The 17,199-nt window shown below is 63.5% G+C and carries 14 protein-coding genes and 1 rRNA gene; 8 read left to right on the top strand and 7 right to left on the bottom strand.

Features of this window, described 5'->3' with window-relative positions; translation table 11 throughout:
- Positions 1-30: 30 nt before the first annotated feature.
- Positions 31-1,671, bottom strand: a complete 1,641-nt coding sequence (locus QZ497_RS20785; RefSeq protein WP_295479011.1) for a methyl-accepting chemotaxis protein — start codon at positions 1,669-1,671, stop codon at positions 31-33.
- 209 nt (positions 1,672-1,880) lie between these two features.
- Between QZ497_RS20785 and QZ497_RS20780 the strand changes: the two genes are divergently transcribed.
- Together QZ497_RS20780 and pcsA are read left to right on the top strand one after the other, a co-directional pair.
- Positions 1,881-3,875 (top strand): alkaline phosphatase D family protein, encoded by a 1,995-nt coding sequence (locus QZ497_RS20780; protein ID WP_295479008.1) that lies wholly within the window; start codon positions 1,881-1,883, stop codon positions 3,873-3,875.
- A 76-nt stretch (positions 3,876-3,951) separates the two neighbouring features.
- Positions 3,952-4,671 (top strand): phosphatidylcholine synthase, encoded by a 720-nt coding sequence (gene pcsA, locus QZ497_RS20775; protein WP_295479146.1) that lies wholly within the window; start codon positions 3,952-3,954, stop codon positions 4,669-4,671.
- Positions 4,672-4,678: 7 nt separating this feature from the next.
- Here the strand turns inward: pcsA and QZ497_RS20770 are convergent, their stop codons facing one another.
- Both QZ497_RS20770 and QZ497_RS20765 read right to left on the bottom strand, forming a co-directional pair.
- Complete coding sequence (locus QZ497_RS20770; protein ID WP_295479005.1) at positions 4,679-5,884, bottom strand: sugar transporter; 1,206 nt, start codon at positions 5,882-5,884, stop codon at positions 4,679-4,681.
- A gap of 270 nt (positions 5,885-6,154) precedes the next feature.
- Positions 6,155-6,493 (bottom strand): zinc ribbon domain-containing protein YjdM, encoded by a 339-nt coding sequence (locus QZ497_RS20765; protein ID WP_295479002.1) that lies wholly within the window; start codon positions 6,491-6,493, stop codon positions 6,155-6,157.
- Positions 6,494-6,637: 144 nt separating this feature from the next.
- Between QZ497_RS20765 and QZ497_RS20760 the strand changes: the two genes are divergently transcribed.
- Positions 6,638-7,327 (top strand): HD domain-containing protein, encoded by a 690-nt coding sequence (locus QZ497_RS20760; protein WP_295479143.1) that lies wholly within the window; start codon positions 6,638-6,640, stop codon positions 7,325-7,327.
- Between the two features lie 133 nt (positions 7,328-7,460).
- Entirely contained in the window at positions 7,461-9,086 is a 1,626-nt protein-coding gene (locus QZ497_RS20755; protein WP_295478999.1) for a methyl-accepting chemotaxis protein, read from the top strand.
- A gap of 189 nt (positions 9,087-9,275) precedes the next feature.
- Here the strand turns inward: QZ497_RS20755 and can are convergent, their stop codons facing one another.
- Positions 9,276-9,911 (bottom strand): carbonate dehydratase, encoded by a 636-nt coding sequence (can, locus tag QZ497_RS20750; protein ID WP_295478996.1) that lies wholly within the window; start codon positions 9,909-9,911, stop codon positions 9,276-9,278.
- 132 nt (positions 9,912-10,043) lie between these two features.
- Here can and QZ497_RS20745 point away from each other — a divergent pair, with 132 nt between their 5' ends.
- Positions 10,044-10,448, top strand: a complete 405-nt coding sequence (locus QZ497_RS20745) for a serine kinase/phosphatase (RefSeq protein ID WP_295478993.1) — start codon at positions 10,044-10,046, stop codon at positions 10,446-10,448.
- On the opposite strand, the gene rimI is transcribed toward QZ497_RS20745, so the two are convergent.
- Both rimI and QZ497_RS20735 read right to left on the bottom strand, forming a co-directional pair.
- Positions 10,449-10,901: a ribosomal protein S18-alanine N-acetyltransferase gene (gene rimI, locus QZ497_RS20740; protein WP_295478990.1), complete on the bottom strand. Its 453-nt coding sequence runs from the start codon at positions 10,899-10,901 to the stop codon at positions 10,449-10,451.
- Positions 10,894-11,694, bottom strand: coding sequence for an energy transducer TonB (locus QZ497_RS20735; protein WP_295478986.1), 801 nt, complete (start codon positions 11,692-11,694; stop codon positions 10,894-10,896). Before QZ497_RS20735 ends, rimI begins: the two co-directional genes overlap by 8 nt.
- A gap of 200 nt (positions 11,695-11,894) precedes the next feature.
- Here QZ497_RS20735 and mksB point away from each other — a divergent pair, with 200 nt between their 5' ends.
- From mksB to mksF, 3 genes are read left to right on the top strand one after another with little or no spacing between them, the layout of a single operon-like run.
- A complete protein-coding gene (gene mksB, locus QZ497_RS20730; RefSeq protein WP_295478983.1) occupies positions 11,895-13,172 on the top strand; it encodes an Mks condensin complex protein MksB in 1,278 nt (425 codons plus the stop codon).
- Positions 13,162-13,869 (top strand): Mks condensin complex protein MksE, encoded by a 708-nt coding sequence (gene mksE, locus QZ497_RS20725; RefSeq protein ID WP_295478980.1) that lies wholly within the window; start codon positions 13,162-13,164, stop codon positions 13,867-13,869. Before mksB ends, mksE begins: the two co-directional genes overlap by 11 nt.
- Positions 13,866-16,688, top strand: coding sequence for an Mks condensin complex protein MksF (gene mksF, locus QZ497_RS20720; RefSeq protein WP_295478977.1), 2,823 nt, complete (start codon positions 13,866-13,868; stop codon positions 16,686-16,688). The genes mksE and mksF overlap by 4 nt, the downstream gene beginning before the upstream one ends.
- Positions 16,689-17,082: 394 nt before the next feature.
- On the opposite strand, the gene rrf is transcribed toward mksF, so the two are convergent.
- Positions 17,083-17,198, bottom strand: a 5S ribosomal RNA gene (gene rrf, locus QZ497_RS20715).
- Between the last annotated feature and the right edge of the window lies 1 nt (position 17,199).

Below are 17,199 nucleotides of genomic sequence, written 5' to 3'. Positions count from 1 at the left end.
GCCTACCCGGTCTAACTGACCAGTATCGGTTCAAATGCGGAACTTGCTGACCAGGCCGTTGAAGGACACGGCCAGGCGTGACAGCTCCTGGCTGGAAGCACTGGTCTGGTTGGCGCCGGCAGCGGTCTGGGTCGACAGGTCCTGAATGTTCACCAGGTTGCGATCGACCTCGCGGGCCACGTGGGCCTGTTCTTCGGACGCGGTGGCGATCAGCAGGTTACGGTCATTGATCTCTGCGATGCTCTGCGCGATGCGCTCCAGCGACTGGCCGGTGGCCTGGGCCAGGGACTGGGTTTCGCTGGCCAGGGCACGGCTGTTGCCCATGGCTTTCACCGCCTGGTCGGCGCTGCTCTGTACCGAGCCGATCATCGCTTCGATCTCGCCGGTGGACGCCTGGGTGCGCGCCGCCAGGGCACGCACTTCATCGGCCACCACGGCAAAGCCGCGGCCCTGCTCACCGGCCCGCGCCGCCTCGATGGCGGCGTTAAGGGCCAGCAGGTTGGTCTGTTCGGCGATACCGCGGATCACATCCAGCACCTTGCCGATTTCACGCACCTGGCCGGCCAGGTCTTCGACACGGGTGGTAGAGCTGGAAATCTCGGCACTCACGGTGTCGATGGCCTTGACCGCTTCACGAGCCTGGTCACGGCCATTGGCGGCTTCACTGCTGGTGGTCTTGGAGGCATCGGAGGTCGACATGGCGTTGCGCGCCACTTCCTCGACGGCGGCGGTCATCTCGGTCACGGCGGTGGCGGCCAGCTGAATCTCGTCGTTCTGACGGGTCAGGCCACGGCTGCTTTCTTCGGTGACGGCGTTGAGTTCCTCGGCGGCCGAGGCCAGTTGGTCAGCGGCGCTGGCGATCTGCTGAATAGTGCCTTTAAGGCCGTTCTGCATGTCATTGAGGGCCTTGAGCAGCAGGCCTGTTTCGTCCTTGCGGTCGCTGTGGATCGGCTGGGTCAGGTCGCCACTGGCCACACGCTGGGCACTGACCACGGCGGCCGCGATCGGGTTGCTGATGATCCGGCTGATGAACAGGCCCAGGCTGAAAGCGGCAATGAAGGCGACGGTGATGCCGACATAGAGGTTCAGTTTCGCCGAAGCTTCCTGGTCACTCGCCAGCTTCGCGCTCTCGCCGGCCTGACGGCTATTGGAGTCGACCATGATGGTCAGTTCGTCGACGATCTTGAGGTAGCCACTGTGCACGTCACCGGCGATCAGTTTTCGGGCATTGTCGACGTCACCGCTAGCCAGAAGACCGATGGCACGGTCGACCTGGGCCTGATAGGCCGGCCAGTCGACGTCCATCTTGTCGCCTGCCGCGCGCTCGTCATCTTCCAGCGGCGTGGCGCGATACACGGCGTAGGCTTTCTCGGCAATGGCGCGGTTGTTGCGGATGCTCGCCACGACCTCGTCCCGGACGTTCTGCGGCGCGTTGCTGGCCACTGCCGAGACCAGCCGGTAAAGCTCGCGGCTCTGCGCCACGGTAGCGATCTTGGTCTCGGTAGTCTTGGACACAGAAACCAGGTTGTTGGAAAACACCGAGCGCAGGCTGGTTGACAGCTCGCCGACGCCACGGGCGCCAATCAGCCCGACGATCAAGGTGATGACGGCGCAAAGCGCGAAAGACAGCAGGAGCTTGGTCGACAGCCGAGCGTTATAGAACCAGTTCATGCGAGCACCTTTCAGGATTGTCGACGCAGGGCGACAAGAGGAAGTGGAATGACTATTAAGTCTTATCGGCAGACTTCACCGCGCTTTAGCGCCGTTTCAGCGTTTTCGTACTGCGGGCTGCGCTCATTTGCAGCAGCCGAACACGACGAGGAAATTTTCACACCGCAAGCGTTAACATCCGGCTGTGTTTTCCAGAGCCATTCAAGCGGATGTCTGCCTCACCCTGTACGCGTTCTTCAGCATTGCCCCCTGTCCTGGCCGGCCCCATCCTGCGCCGCCAGGAAAGCACCCGCCTGGTGCTGTGGCTGACCGCCAGCCGCCCGCTGGACCTGACCTTGCGCCTGAGCCTCGGCGACAGCACGGCACCCGCACAAACTCACGAGCACCGCCTCGATGAGCGCAGCTGCCAGGTGATCGCCGTCGGCCGCCATGCCTTCGTGCACCTGGTCGACCTGCGCCTGGACACGCCCCTGCCGTACGACACGCTGATCGACTACGACCTGCTGATCGGCCCGGCCCGCTCGCCGATCGCCGAGTGGGCGCCGCACCTGCTCTACCCTGGCGCGGCGTCGCCCAGCTTCGTGATGCGCCGCCGGGTCGACCACCTGCTGCATGGCTCGTGCCGCAAACCCCATCATCCGGCGGCCGACGGCCTGTTATGTGCTGACCGCCTGCTGGCCGAAAAGCACGAAGCCACTGCCCGCCCGGCACTGCTGATGATGAGCGGCGACCAGATCTACGCCGACGACGTTGCAGGCCCCATGCTGCGAGCCATTCATGCGCTGATCGAACGCCTGGGTCTGTTCGACGAACAGCTCGACGGTGCGGTGGTGGATGACAGCGCCAGCCTCTACCGACACCCGGCCAGCTACTATCGCCGCGCCGAGCTGCTGCCAGCCCTGCAAAGCAACGAAACACTGCGTGAGCGCTTCTTCGGCGGCGTGCGCAAACCGGTGTTCACCAGCAGCAGTGCAGACAATCACCTGGTGACCCTGGGTGAAATCATGGCCATGTACCTGCTGGCCTGGTCACCGGTGCCCTGGACCCTGGTCGACACGCCGCCGCCTGCCCTCGACGACAGGCAGCGCAAACGCTACGCCAACGAATGTCAGCACCTCGACGGCTTCCGCCAGGGGCTTGGCGACGTGGCGCGGGTCATGGCCCACCTGCCCTGCCTGATGATCTTCGACGATCACGATGTGACCGACGACTGGAACCTCTCGGCCAGTTGGGAGGAGACCGCGTACGGACACCCGTTTTCCCGACGCATCATCGGCAACGCCCTGATCGGCTACCTGTTGTGCCAGGGCTGGGGCAACAACCCCGATGTGTTCAGCGAACTGATCGCCCAGGCCGATGCCCTGACACGCCGGGCCATGGCCAACGACGCCAGGCTCGACAGCCAGCCGCAGAACGCCCTGATCGACAGCCTGCTGCGCTTCGAGCAATGGCACTACGTGCTGCCCACCCAGCCGGCGCTGGTGGTGCTCGACACCCGTACGCGGCGCTGGCGCAGCGAGTCGAACCTGGCACAGCCCTCCGGCCTGCTGGACTGGGAGGCGCTGTGCGAACTGCAGCAGGAACTGCTCGACCACAAGAGCGCGATCATCGTTTCGCCAGCCCCGGTATTCGGCGTCAAGCTGATCGAAGCGATCCAGCGGGTGTTCAGCTGGTGCGGCTACCCGCTGCTGGTGGATGCGGAAAACTGGATGGCGCACCGCGGTGCGGCGCAGGTGATCCTCAACATCTTTCGCCACTCGCGTACTCCGGGGAACTACGTGATTCTCTCGGGCGACGTGCATTATTCGTTCGTCTATGAAATCCTCATTCGCCATCGCAAGGGCGGCCCGCGCATCTGGCAGGTCACCAGCAGTGGCATCAAGAACGAGTTTCCCCGGCGTCTGCTGGAGGTCTTTGATCGCCTCAACCGCTGGCTATACTCACCCCGTTCTCCGCTGAACTGGTTCACCAAGCGGCGCCGGATGAAAGTCATCCCGCGCACGCCCGAGCACAGCCAGGCCGGCGAGCGGCTATGGAATTCGGCCGGCATCGGTCAGGTGCTGCTCAACGAGCAGGGCCAGCCGCTGCACATCAGCCAGCTCAACGCCAACGGCGCAGCGCCGACCTGTTTCGTGGACCCCGGTGAAGACCGGCATGCAAGGGATCGCCAATGGTTCGACCAACCCGGCCAAAGCCAGCGCTGAACCTTCTGGCGCTTTCACCGGTCGATAACAGCTGAATGGCCAGGCGCTGCCTGGCATGGTTTCTGGAGAACAGCACGTGATATCCGATCCGCGCATCGCCCGGCTCAACGCCTGGGGCGCTCATGGCTTCACCGCCACCGGCGTCGTCCTGGCCTTCCTGGCCACCATCGCTCTGTTCGAAAGTCAGCCCAAGGCCTGTCTGCTGTGGCTGGGCGTGGCGCTGATCGTCGATGGCGTGGACGGCTCGCTGGCCCGCAAACTCAACACCAGTTCGGTGCTGCCGCACTTCGATGGTTCGACCCTGGACTTGGTCATCGACTACCTGACCTACGTGTTCATTCCGGCACTGTTCATCTACTGGTACATCCCGCTGCCGGATTACACACGGCTGCTCAGCGTGTCGCTGATCCTGGTGTCGTCGCTATTCTGCTTCTGCAATGTCGACATGAAGAGCAAGGACAACTACTTCCAGGGCTTCCCCGCCGCCTGGAACGTGGTCGCGTTGTGCCTGTTCATCCTCGCCCCCAACCCTTGGGTGACCTTCCTGACCATCATCGGCCTGGCGCTGCTGACCCTGACCCGCATGAAGTTCCTGCACCCCTTCCGGGTACGTCGCTTCATGCCGATCAATATCGCCGTGACCACTGTCTGGCTGGCTTCCAGCGGCGGGCTGATCTTCATGCACCCGCATGAAAATCCGGTGCTGCTGGGCATCTGGCTGCTGATGTCGGCCTATTTCCTGGGCATCTGCATCTGGCGGACCTCGCTGGAATGGCTGGGACGCCTGAAGGGCTGAGGCCCGCTCAGCTGTCCCTCACCACCTGCCCTTCCTCCTGCGTGGCGAACCGCCAGGTCGCCACCGCGCACAGCAGCAGCCCTGCGGTGGCCAGTGTCCCGCCGGCAATGCCCACGAAGGAAACACCGGCGTGGCTGCTGACCAGGCTGCCCAGCAGCGCACCACCGCCAATGCCGATGTTGAAGATGCCGGAGAACAGCGACATGGCGACGTCGGTCGCGTCTGGCGCCAGGGTCAGCACCCGCGACTGCTGGACCAGGCCGAAGCACATCATCGTCATGCCCCACACCACGCTCAAGGCAGCGAGTGCGTAGGCATTGCCCGCCAACGGCCAGAGCAGCCACAGGCAGGCGCCCAGCACGCCGATGGTGCCGATCAGCAGGATGTTGGGAAAACGGCTGCTGAACAGGCTGAAGACCAGCGAGCCAATGATTCCCGCGCCGCCGAACAGCAGCAGCAACAGCGTGGTCATCTCGCCTGGCAGACCGGCAACGGTCTGCGCGAACGGCTCGATATAGGTGTAGGCACTGAAATGCGCGGTGACCACCATGGCCGTGAGCCCATACAGCACCACCAGGCGCGGCCGCTTGAACAGCGTCGGCAGGCTGCGCAGCGAGCCGGAGTTCTGGCTGGGCAACAGCGGCAGCACCCGCCAGACCAGCAGCAGGGCCACACACGACACGGCCGCGATGCTCATGAAGGTGGTGCGCCAGCCCAGCGCCTCGCCCAGCATGCGCCCCAGCGGAATGCCCAGCACCATGGCCAGCGAAGTGCCGGTAGCCAGCAGCCCCAACGCCTGCACCTGGCGCCCCGGCGGCGCAACACGTACCGCCAGGGAGGCGGTGATGGACCAGAACACCGCATGGGCGAAAGCGATCCCCACTCGGCTGACCAGCAACACGCCGAAACTGCCGGCCACCGCCGAGAGTACATGGCTGAGGATGAAGATCACGAACAGGCCGATGAGCAGCCGACGACGCTCTATGTTGCGAGTGAGCAGCATCATCGGCAGCGACATCAGCGACACCACCCAGGCGTAGACCGTCAGCATCAGGCCGACCTGCGCAGTGCTCATGTCGAAGCTCTGCCCGATGTTGCTCAACAGGCCGATGGGCACGAACTCGGTGGTATTGAAGATGAAAGCGGCCAGGGCCAGGGCGATGACGCCGAGCCAACTGCCAGCAGGTGCAACCTTGGGGGGACGGGTCGACAAGAGACTTCACTCCGGGGATGTAGCACACAGGCAAGCTTGTCGAATGCCTGGACGTTGCGGCCTGGTGCAGCGAGGCCGGGAGAGCTTCACGCGGGAGAAATACCGGCGCAGGAACACGCTCGCTCGTGGCCAGGCCAGAACGCAGCGCGATGGGGATGGATTATTGTGGGTATGTAGGCGATGACGGCGATTCTACGACCGCCCGGCGGTGACGACAACCTGCAGGAGGAGGTCGCCGTAGCGGTCCGAAGGCCACCACGGCGCAGGTAATCAGGCTTTTTTGACGAACTCGGACTTGAGCTTCATGGCGCCGATGCCATCGATCTTGCAGTCGATGTCGTGGTCGCCGTCTACCAGGCGGATGTTCTTGACCTTGGTGCCGACCTTGACCACCAGCGACGAGCCCTTGACCTTGAGGTCCTTGATCACGGTGACCGTGTCGCCGTCCTGCAGCACGTTGCCGGTGGCGTCCTTGATGACCTTGACGTCATCGGCGTCGCCGACCTCGCCCTGGGCTGACCACTCATGGGCGCATTCCGGGCAGATCAGCAGGCTGCCGTCTTCATAGGTGTACTCGGAATTGCATTTCGGGCAGGAAGGTAAGCTCACTGAGGTTCTCGCATCGAGGGGTGGAAAAACCACGAAGTATAAAGGGTTTTTACCCTGGCCGTCAGCGCCTGGCTGCCACGCGCGCTTGCGGCTACCGGCATGATGACGGCAAGCTAGCAGGGCAATCTTTCCAGGAGTGCCATGATGCCAGCCTTCCTGTTCGAGCCCTTCCAGGACCTTGCCAGCCTTCTGTTGCCGCACGCTGGCGCCAACGCCTCCGATGGCGCTCACGATATGTCGCACTTGCTGCGGGTGTGGAAGAACGTCTGCGCCATCCGCAACCGCGAAGGCGGCGATCCCGAGGTGCTGGTGGCCGCGACCCTGCTGCACGACTGTGTGGCGGTAGAGAAGAACTCGCCGTTCCGCAGCAGTGCTTCGCGCCTGGCCGCAGCACGTGCAGGCGAACTGTTGAAGGAAATGGGCTGGGACGAACAGCGCATCGCGCAGGTGAGCCACGCCATTGAGGCACACAGCTTTTCTGCCGGGGTCGTGCCCACTAGCCTGGAGGCGCGCATCCTCCAGGACGCCGACCGTCTGGACGCGCTGGGCATGATCGGCGTGGCCCGGATGTTCCATGTCTCGGGGCGCCTGGGGCGCCCCCTGTACGACCCGCTGGACCCCACCGCCCGCCAGCGCCCCCTGAACGACACGCGGTTTACCATCGACCACGTCCAGACCAAGCTGCTGCGCCTGGCCGATGGTTTCCAGACCGCCACAGGACGCCAGATGGCCCGCATCCGCCACCAGCGTGTGCAGCGCTACCTTGATGAACTGCTCGAGGAAATCGACGTTGCACCGCTCGTCGAAAACTCCGGTCAACCTCCAGTTTTTTGACGTCAAACAACAGCTTAGCCGCAAATATGTCACATAGACATCATATAAACGGAGCCCTCCACAGGTCCGTTCATATGGGTTGTGTACCGTGAAAAAACTCCTGGCTCGTGCATTTCGTCGATTCCCTACAACGATGCTGCGCCGTTTCAAGATCACCCAGCGCCTGGTGCTGTGCCTGGGTTTCTCTTCATTGCTTACTGTGGCACTGGGAGCCTTCTGCCTGCTGCAGATGCAGCAGATCCGCGACCAGGGCGAAGCCGTTCAAGGAGGGGCGCTGCCGAGCATCGCCATGGCCGACGCCCTGGCCATCGCCCTGGGCAAGCTGCGCGCCGAGTCGGTTCGACTGATCGCCAATGCCGACGACCCCAGCGCGGTGATCAACAGCAAGATCAACGTCGAACAACTGCGCAACGAGGTCAACAAGACCTTTGACGACTACCTCAACCACGCCACCGCCGAAGCCGAGCGCGATTCGGTGAAAGCCCTGCAGGACGCCTACAAGGCGTTCATGCCCGCGCTGCACGAGCAGATGACGTTGATCGAAAAAGGCAGCCTCGACCAGGCGCGGCTGCTGGCCAACACCACCCTGTCGATTCAGGGCGACCTGATGGACATGCAGGTGCAACTGCTGCGTGAACTCAATCGCCAGAGCGCGGCGACCGCCGTGCAGAGCGCTGACGAGCGCTACACCCAGACCCGCGTCATTGCCCTGGGCGCCATCGGCGCGGTCCTGCTGTTGAGCCTGCTGCTGGCCTGGCGCCTGAGCGTGAGCATCATCCAGCCGATGCGCCACGCCCTGCATATCGCCAACACCATCGCCGCGGGTGACCTGACCGAGCACGACGTGCCGGCTGGCAAGGATGAACCGGCACAGCTGCTGCAAACGCTGGAACGCATGCGCGGCAACCTGCACGGCACCATCGATCAGATCCATGCCGCCGCAGTGCAGTTGTCCAACGCGGTGCAGGAAATGACCAGCATCGCCGAGGTCAGCGCCACCAACCTCAAGCTGCAGAACAGCGAGATCGAACAGGCCGCAGTGGCGATAAACCAGATGAGCCAGGCCGCCGAGGAAGTGGCCGGCAATGCCAGCAACACCGTGAGTGAGTCGCAGGCGTCCAGCCATGCGGCCCTGCAAGGGCAGGAGCGCCTGTCGGCGACCATCGGTTCGATCAGGCACCTCACCGACAACGTTCTGGACTCGTCTCACCAGGCCGAAGGGCTCGCCGAACAGACGCAGAACATCAACAGCATCCTCGACGTCATCCGCTCCATCGCCAATCAGACCAACCTCCTGGCGCTCAATGCGGCCATCGAGGCGGCACGTGCCGGCGAGGCAGGACGCGGATTTGCCGTGGTCGCCGATGAGGTACGTTCGCTGGCGCAACGCACCAGCGACTCGACCAGTGAAATCGAAGAGCTGATCAGCGGGGTGCAGAAGAGCACCCAGCAGACGGCCCAGTCGCTACGCCACACCGCCAGCCAGGCCAGCCAGACCCTGGAGCAGGCAGCGGCCACCGGCGAGGCGCTGACGATGATCATCAGCTCGACCACCACCATCAACGGGCGCAACCTGCAGATCGCCAGCGCTGCCGAGCAACAGGCCCAGGTTGCCCACGAAGTGGACCGCAACCTCAACAGTATCCGCGACCTGTCGACCCAGACCGCCTCGGGCGCACAACAGGCCAGCATGGCCAGTAACGAACTTTCGCTGCTGGCCAACGACCTCAACAGCATGGTGAGGCGCTTCGTACTGTGAATAGCCTCAGCCGCCAGACGGTGGCGCTTTCGCGGCTAACGCCAATATTGTTCGGCCAGACCGGGTAGGTAGCGGCTTCAGCCGCGAAGCGACCGCCTGTTCACAACAGATGCAGTGAATTTCCTGGCGCTCTCGCGGCTAAAACCGCTCCTGCCCGACCCCATGCCGCTTAACCGAACGGTGTCGCCCTCAGAGCGGGCGCAGGCGGTATTGCGGCGGCAACTGGTCCAGGCCACTGATGGTGGTGTCCAGGCTCTTCCAGCGACCATCCTTGATGCCGTAGATGCAGCCATGCACCGACAGGCTCTGGCCGCGGTGCCAGGCGTTCTGCACGATGGTGGTGTGGCTGACGTTGGCGACCTGCTGGATCACGTTCAACTCGCACATACGGTCGACCCGCGCTTCCTCGGTGGGCAGCTTGGCCAACGCTTCGCGATGCTCGTAGTAAAGGTCACGGATGGTGCGCAGCCAGCCGTCGATCAAGCCGTACTGCTGGTCCTGCATGGAGGCACGCACGCCGCCGCAGCCGTAGTGGCCGGTCACCAGGATGTGCTTCACCTTGAGCACATCGACCGCGTACTGAATCACCGACAGGCAGTTCAGGTCGGTGTGCAGGACCACGTTGGCCACATTGCGGTGCACGAACAGATCACCCGGCAGCATGCCGACGATCTCGTTGGCCGGCACCCGCGCATCCGAGCAACCTATCCATAGATATTCAGGGGTCTGCTGGCGCGCCAACTTGGCGAAGAAGTCCGGGTCTTCCTGCTTGATGGCTTCTGCCCAGCGCGCGTTGTTGTCGATCAGTTCCTGTAATGCCTTCACGGGGGTCACCTCAGAGTTGGTCACAGGTATGACTGGCCATTGGCCTGCCAAGTCACGACAGCCGTCGCTTCGAAGGAATCTTCACTGACCAGGCCGGTCCACCCTTACACATTCAGAAAGAAGGATCGTGCCATGAACGAGCCACGCAGACCGTTCGACGCCCAGCAGCCAGAGCCCATCGACGACACTCAGGACCGCATGGGCTCGATGGAGGAACTGGACTTCGACGACGAGTCCCCCGCACGCATCGGTGACGAGCTGCCGGCGCGGGAACTTGAGCATGAACTGCCAGATCGCCGGGTTCGCGAAGCGGGTATGACTGGAGCCTCCACGCCGGACCACCACCCTACCGAGGATGACCTGGACCCGGAAGTGCTGATCCGCCAGGACGGCGCACGGTCACCTTCGGAAGCCGGTGCCGATCACCCGGCGGACAAGGACCTGAGCCTGACCGACCAGGCTGACATTGGTGCCGGTCACGGGCTGGACGAGGAAGAACTGGCCCACCTCGACCCATTGGATGGCAAGCCCGAGTAGCTAGTCCAGTAGCGTACAGGCCATGACCACGGCGTCTTCGCGGCCGTCGGCGGACGGGTAGTAATCACGCCGACGGCCAATCTCGTTGAAGCCGTACTGCTCGTACAGGCGATAAGCCGGGCGATTGCTGTCACGCAGTTCCAGAAAGCATTCACGGGCATCGAGTTCGAAGGCGCGCTTCATCAGGTGGTCGAGCAATCGGTAGCCCAGGCCACGGCCCTGACTCTCCGGCTTGACGGTGATGTTCAGCAGGTGCGCCTCATCGATGATGACCTGGATAACCCCATGGCCGACCTGCTGTGCCCCCTCGAACATCAGCCACACTTCATAGGACTTCAGGGCATCGAGGAAGATGCCGCGGGTCCAGGGGTGGCTGAAGGCGGCGTATTCGATTTTCAACACCGCATCCAGGTCCGCCTCGGTCATGCGGCGGAAGGTGATCGCATCACTCATCGTTCGTGTTCCAGCGCGCCATCAGACGGCGCATGGCTTGCCAGACGTTGCCCTTGCGCCGCGGCTCGTCCATCAACAATTCCAGACCCGGCAGCGCCCAGGCCGATCCCAGGCCATCGACCTGCAATTCACGATAATAGGCGCCTTCGTCCACTTCTCCGGCAAAACGCACCGCCGGCAAGCCGATCAGCCACAGGCAGGCACAGGGCTGCTCTTCCAGGCGCGCGGCCACGAAGCCCTGCACGAAGTCCCGCGCCGCCTCCGGTCCCTGGTCCATCTGGCCGCGCACCAGCAGCGGCCAGCGCACCGGCTCGCCGATGATCTGCGGGCTGTCCGGCAGGCCAGCGGCACGCAGCATGTCCTTGAGCAGCAGGTAGGAAGGGTCGCGGCTCTGGAACGGCTGCCCGGTGGCCAGTTCGACCAGCACCAGGCAGCGCCCGGCGCGCAGCAGTTGCAGGGCGAAGCGCGGCGGTGGCACCACCGGTGCCTTGGGAGCCGTTGGTGGCTCTGCGGCGTCGTCGTTGGCCACAGGCGGCTTGCTGGCCGGGCTGGACGAAGGGCGCGGCACTTCGATGCGCGGCCGCTCGGCGGGCTGGCGGGCCTGCGGCGCCGCGCCGGGCACAGGCACACGGGCCTGCACCAGCGGCTCGCTCTCGATCTGGGGCTGCGGCTCGGGCAAGGCCGCCAGCAGTTCCGGCCGTGAGGGGGCGGCGAAAGGCAATTCGGTGCGTGGCAGCCAGCTGACCACCTGCATGGCGGTCAGATAGTCGCGGCGACGGGACTCGGTCAGCAAAACATCGGCCACTTGTGGATAAGTCAGGCGGGCAATTCTAGGGGGTGCATGGCTTTACTGCCAGTGGTGTGCAGGCGACCGTTCATCCGTGCGTTGCAGCGCCACGCAAATCAGGCTCAACGCGGCACCCTTGAAGTGAAATCTTGCCAGGCCGATGCAGTACAATCGCTGCCTTTCATTTGCCAACGGTCGAGCTTTACATGATCGAACCCAAGCGAGTCCTGCGCGCCCTGGCCGAACACTGGTCGCTGCTGGAGCCTTTATGCGAGCACTTCGACCAGGGCACCCTGAGCCTGAGCGAGTTGCGTCAGCAGCTGGCCAGCCAGCAACAGGAAAGCACCCCGCAAGACATCACCCACCTGCTGGACGTCTGGATCCGCCTCGACATCCTCGTGCCGGTGGCCAAGAGCCCCAACCGCTTCGAGCTGAATGCGCAGATCCACGACTTCATGTCCTACCTGCGCCGTGAGCACCGGCTTGGCCTGTGCCTGGAAATCGAAGCCTACCTGCGCCACCTGGAGCGACTGGCCGGGCATATCCAGGATGCCTTCGACATCCGCGACGCCAACGACCTGGCCCGCCAGTTGCGCCTGCTGGACATGCGGGTTCGCGACGTACTGAAGAAGCTTGGCAACGACGAGCAGGCACTGGTGGCCGTGGCCGAACGAGCCAAGACCAGCGACCGGCAGATTCCGTTGCGCCAGCGCTATGCCGAAGTGCTGGCGACCTGGGATGAATACGTCGAGCCGATGATCCAGCTGGTGGCCGCCGACGGCGCCTTTGAGCAGGGCGTGCGCAAGGTCGAGAAGGTCTTGCTGCGCCTGCTCAGCGACCAGCAACGCCTGGGACACCTGGTCGATGACGACATGCTGTTGCGCACCCACGCACGCATCCTGGAAATGCAGACCAGCGCCCAGCTGACCCTGCGCCACGCCCGCGAGCTGCTGCTGCCGCTGCGCGAAGAGGCGCGTCGGCACAACGCCGTGACCCGTGGGGCGGCACTGGCCCTGGCGGCCATCCGCCGCAAGGGCATCGACGCCGTGCCGCAGGCGGCCATGCCGCTGTTCACCCGCCCGCAAAGCACCTTCCTCGGCAGTGCCAGCCAGGTCGAGGCGTATGTGTATGCCCTGGCGCGTTTCGAACCCAAGCCGGCACGTTTTCCCAAGGCCAGCGGCACCCGCAAGGGCGAGGCCCCGCGCGCACCTCGCACGGTCAAGGAAATGCTCGACCGCTGCGAAGACGCGCTGCCGATGCCCGACCTGATGACCTGGCTGCTGGAGCAGGAGCCCGAAGGGGCTACCGACGAACTGCTGTACTGGTTCTCGCGTCTGTCGCGCGAAAAACGCTTTGCCCGCCAGCGCCTGGAGCGCCGCGAGTATTTCACCCGGGAGCATCGCGTCAGCCTGCGCTCCTTTGCCCTGCTCAATGCCCAGGGCGAGCCTACCGAGAATTCCGAGAGCGTGACCCATGCATCTTGATCTGTCCGAAATGTCCCAACTGGCTCCGATCTTTCGTGAGCTGTTCAAGGGCTACCACATCAGCCGCCGCGACCCTGAACTCTACGCGCAGCTGTCCAATGCCCAGGACCAGTACCGCACGCTGTTCAAGGCGCTGGGTTTCGAGCTGGTCTGCGACACCCGTGGTTTCTACTACTTCGTACCGGAGCAGGCCGCCGCACAGGTCAACAAGACCGCGCAGCGCCTGGCGCTGTTCACCTTCATCCTGGTGGAGCACCTGGCCGACCAGGGTCGTGACCCGATGAACGTGCTCGACGGCGGCAGCCTGGGCCGTGACGAGCTGCCCTCGCTGCTGGACAAATACCGCGACCTGTTCCTGCAGGCCGAAGTGCAGACCCAGGAAGAGCTTGAAGAGAAGATCATGCGCCGCATGACTCAGCTCGGCTTCGCCAGCGAGGAAATGGGCGTGTACCGCTTCCTGCCACCGATGCACCGCTTCCTCGATGTGTGCCTGTCGGTACAGCAGGACCGCGACCTGGCCGCCACGCTGCACAGCGACCTGCCATTGCCGACGCCGGAACTGGTCGACGACGACAGCGACGAGAAACTGCTGCACACCGACGACCCGCTGGACCTGAGCGAATTCGCTGAAGGTGAAACCGAGGAGCAGGCCCTGGCCCGCGCCATCGCCGAAGAACAACAGGAGATGAACGCATGAGCCAGGAACGCTACGGCATTCGCCGTTTCGCGCTGCTCAATACCGCCGGCTACAGCCTCGGCCTGTTCCCACTGGAGCACCCGCTGTCGGTGTATGGCGCCAACAACCTGGGCAAGAGTGCGTCGATCAATGCCTTGCAGTTCCCGATCCTGGCACGCATGTCGGACATGAGCTTCGGCCGCTACAGCCTGGAACAGTCGCGGCGTTTCTACTTCGCCTCCGACACCAGCTACATCCTGGTGGAAGTCGCCCTGCCCCATGGCCCGCATGTCATTGGCGTGGTCGGTCGTGGCCCCGGGGGCGGCTTCGGTCACCAGTTCTTCGCCTACGCCGGTCAACTGGACCTGGCCCACTACCAGAAGAACGACACCTGCCTGCGTCAGAAAGAGCTGTTCGCCAACCTGGAGAGCCAGGGCCTCAAAGCCTATGAGCTGAAGCCGGATGAACTGCGGCGGCTGCTGGTCGGCGGCCATACCTCCGTGCCGCTGGACCTGACCCTGATTCCGCTGCGCTCGACCAGCGAGCAGAGCCTGAAGACCTTCCGCGCGCTGTTCATCAACCTGCTGCACATGCGCGAAATCACCGCCGCCAAGCTCAAGCAGCTGTTCCTCGATGCCTTCGAACACAGCCTGCGTTCCGGCAGCGTCGACTACATTGCCGCCTGCGAAGAGGCGTTCCGCGACGTACGGCGCATGGAGCAGGACTACAACGCCCTGGTGCAGGCCGGCCCGCTGGTGGAAGCCCTGGCCAACGGCGTGCGTCAGCGTGACGTACTGCGCGGCAAGCTGCATCGCCTGTCGCCGCTGCTGGATTCGCTGCTGGGCACCTGGTCGGACTACTCCAGCGCACGCAAGGAAGAGCTGGTCATCCAGGCCGAGCATTACCGTGCGCAACAGGATGCGATGCAGAACGATCAGCGCAACAGCACCCAGGAGCTGATGCGCCTGGAACGAGAGATCAGCAGCATCCAGCGCTGGCTGGGCGAACTGGCGGTACTCAAGAACCGCTTCGCCCTGGTCGAGGACGCCAAGGTCCTGGAGCAGCAACTGCTGGCGGCCAAGGATGCCCATGACGAGCTGGCCGGTGCGCTGGCGCAATCGCGGCAGTTCAGCGCCGAAGATCTCGACGAACGCGTGCGGGATCTGGAAAAGCGCCTGAAATCGGTGAAGCAGCAGCTCGACCATGCCGACAACAACAGCTATGCCCGCCTGCGTGAGGAATTCTCGCAACCGGATGTCGAACGCCTGATGCGTCTGTTCAACGGTGCGCTGTTCAGCCTGCCGCTGGGCGAACAGGGCATCACCCTGGACGACGAAGACAAATGGGTGAAATCGCTGGAAGCCGTGCTCGACGGTTTCAAGGGCGAGCACTTCGAGGTGCCGGGCCTGTCGATCAACCTGTCCAGCATCGAGCCACCGGCCCTGCAAGCGCTGGCCGACCGCGCTGCGCTGCGTGACCAGAAAGATCGCCTGGAGAAGGAGCTCAAGCAGCTCAAGACCCAGCAGTCGGTAGCCGCCGACCGTACCGCAAGCAAGACCCAGACCGAGGCGCTGTATCAGCAGGTACTCGACGCCCAGAAAGCGCTGGAGGACTTCCGCCGCAGCCAGACCCTGAGCGCCGAAGAACCTGCCAAGCTCGAAGAACTGGCGCAACTGGAAGCCGCGCAGGACGACCTGAAGCGCTCCAGCGATGCCTTTACCGAGCGCGTCCAGCAACTGTCGGCCAAGCTGCAACTGGTGGCGCGGCAGATCGGCGATCTGGAAGCCAAGCAACGCACTCTGGATGACGCCCTGCGCCGTCGCCAGCTGTTGCCGGCCGATTTGCCGATGGGCACGCCGTTCATGGAAGAGGTCGACGACTCCATGGACAACCTGCTGCCCTTGCTCAACGACTACCAGGACAGCTGGCAGGCACTGCTGCGCTGTGACGGGCAGATCGATGCGCTGTACGCCCAAGTGCGCCTCAAGGGCGTGGCCAAGTTCGACAGTGAAGAGGATGTGGAACGTCGCCTGCAACTGCTGATCAACGCCTACGCACACCGCACTGATGAAGCCCTGACCCTGGGCAAGGCACGACGTGCCGCAGTGACCGACATCGCGCGTACCCTGCGTAACATTCGCAGCGACTACGAGAGCCTGGAACACCAGCTGGCGCTGTTCAACCGCGAGATCAACCGTCGGCAAGTGTCCAACCTGGCGAGCTTCCGCATCGTGCTGGCGCCCAACAAGGAAGCGCTCAAGCACATCGACCAGATCATCCACAGTGCGGGGCAATACGAGGAAGGCGAAACCCTGTCGGTCTTCGACCTGACCCAGAGCGCCGAGCAGGATCACAAGAACGAAGAGGCCAAGGAGTACCTGGCTCGCCTGGTGGCCGCCAACCATAACCAGCTGGGCCTCAAGGACCTGTTCGAGCTGGCGTTCGAGATCACCAAGGTCAATGGCCAGCCGGTCATCCACACCGACATCGACGGTGCGGCGTCCAACGGCACGACCATGACCATCAAGGCGCTGACCAACATGTACCTGTTGCTGCACCTTATGGACCGTGACCTGGCCAGCCGCATCCGCCTGCCCTACTACCTGGACGAAGCGGCAGACATCGACGAGAAGAACCAGTCGGCGCTGCTGGAGACCAGCCAGCAACTGGGCTTCGTACCGATCCTGGCCAGCGTGAAGCCACAGGTTTCGGCGCACGTCGCCATCGACCTGGAAGGCGGCAGCGGACCGAATGGCATCTATATCGACGAGGCGGACTGGAAGTACATCCGCCGTCGCGAAGAAGCCGAGCAGAACGTGGAACGCGAAGAAATGGCCTGATCTTCAGGTGTATATGGAGACCGCCCAAGTGGCGGTCTTTTTTTGCGCGCTGTTTAGGTCCAATACTGTTCGCTTAAGCGGCATATGGCCCGGTGGGAGCTTTAGCCGCAATACTGATCAGTTCAGACTGTGGGAGCGAGCTTGCTCGCGAAGGCGGCGTCACGTTCACAGCAAGCTCAGCGGCTGAGCCAGCTTTTCGCGAGCAAGCTCGCTCCCACTAAAAGCCGCAAAGCGCTTAACCGAACAGTATTGTGTTTAGGTCAGGTACTGGCTGGCATGACCGGCCTCTTCGCGGCTAAAAGCCGCTGCCTGCCGGGCCACGAGCTGTACAGGTTTTTCCGCGCGCAAAAGCAAAACCCCTGATCGCATTGCGGTCAGGGGTTTTGGTGTTTAATCTTGACGATGACCTACTCTCACATGGGGAAGCCCCACACTACCATCGGCGATGTGTCGTTTCACTGCTGAGTTCGGGATGGGATCAGGTGGTTCCAACACTCTATGGTCGTCAAGA

Source organism: uncultured Pseudomonas sp. (genome assembly GCF_913777995.1).
Classification (GTDB): Bacteria; Pseudomonadota; Gammaproteobacteria; order Pseudomonadales; family Pseudomonadaceae; genus Aquipseudomonas.
This window is presented reverse-complemented; position numbering and strand designations above follow the sequence as displayed.

Coding starts and splice junctions, on each gene's coding strand:
- QZ497_RS20785 (WP_295479011.1), bottom strand. CDS start 1,671: ATGAACTGGTTCTATAACGCTCGGCTGTCGACCAAGCTCCTGCTGTCT.
- QZ497_RS20780 (WP_295479008.1), top strand. CDS start 1,881: ATGTCTGCCTCACCCTGTACGCGTTCTTCAGCATTGCCCCCTGTCCTG.
- mksB (WP_295478983.1), top strand. CDS start 11,895: ATGATCGAACCCAAGCGAGTCCTGCGCGCCCTGGCCGAACACTGGTCG.
- mksE (WP_295478980.1), top strand. CDS start 13,162: ATGCATCTTGATCTGTCCGAAATGTCCCAACTGGCTCCGATCTTTCGT.
- mksF (WP_295478977.1), top strand. CDS start 13,866: ATGAGCCAGGAACGCTACGGCATTCGCCGTTTCGCGCTGCTCAATACC.
- rimI (WP_295478990.1), bottom strand. CDS start 10,901: ATGAGTGATGCGATCACCTTCCGCCGCATGACCGAGGCGGACCTGGAT.
- QZ497_RS20755 (WP_295478999.1), top strand. CDS start 7,461: ATGCTGCGCCGTTTCAAGATCACCCAGCGCCTGGTGCTGTGCCTGGGT.
- QZ497_RS20760 (WP_295479143.1), top strand. CDS start 6,638: ATGCCAGCCTTCCTGTTCGAGCCCTTCCAGGACCTTGCCAGCCTTCTG.
- QZ497_RS20745 (WP_295478993.1), top strand. CDS start 10,044: ATGAACGAGCCACGCAGACCGTTCGACGCCCAGCAGCCAGAGCCCATC.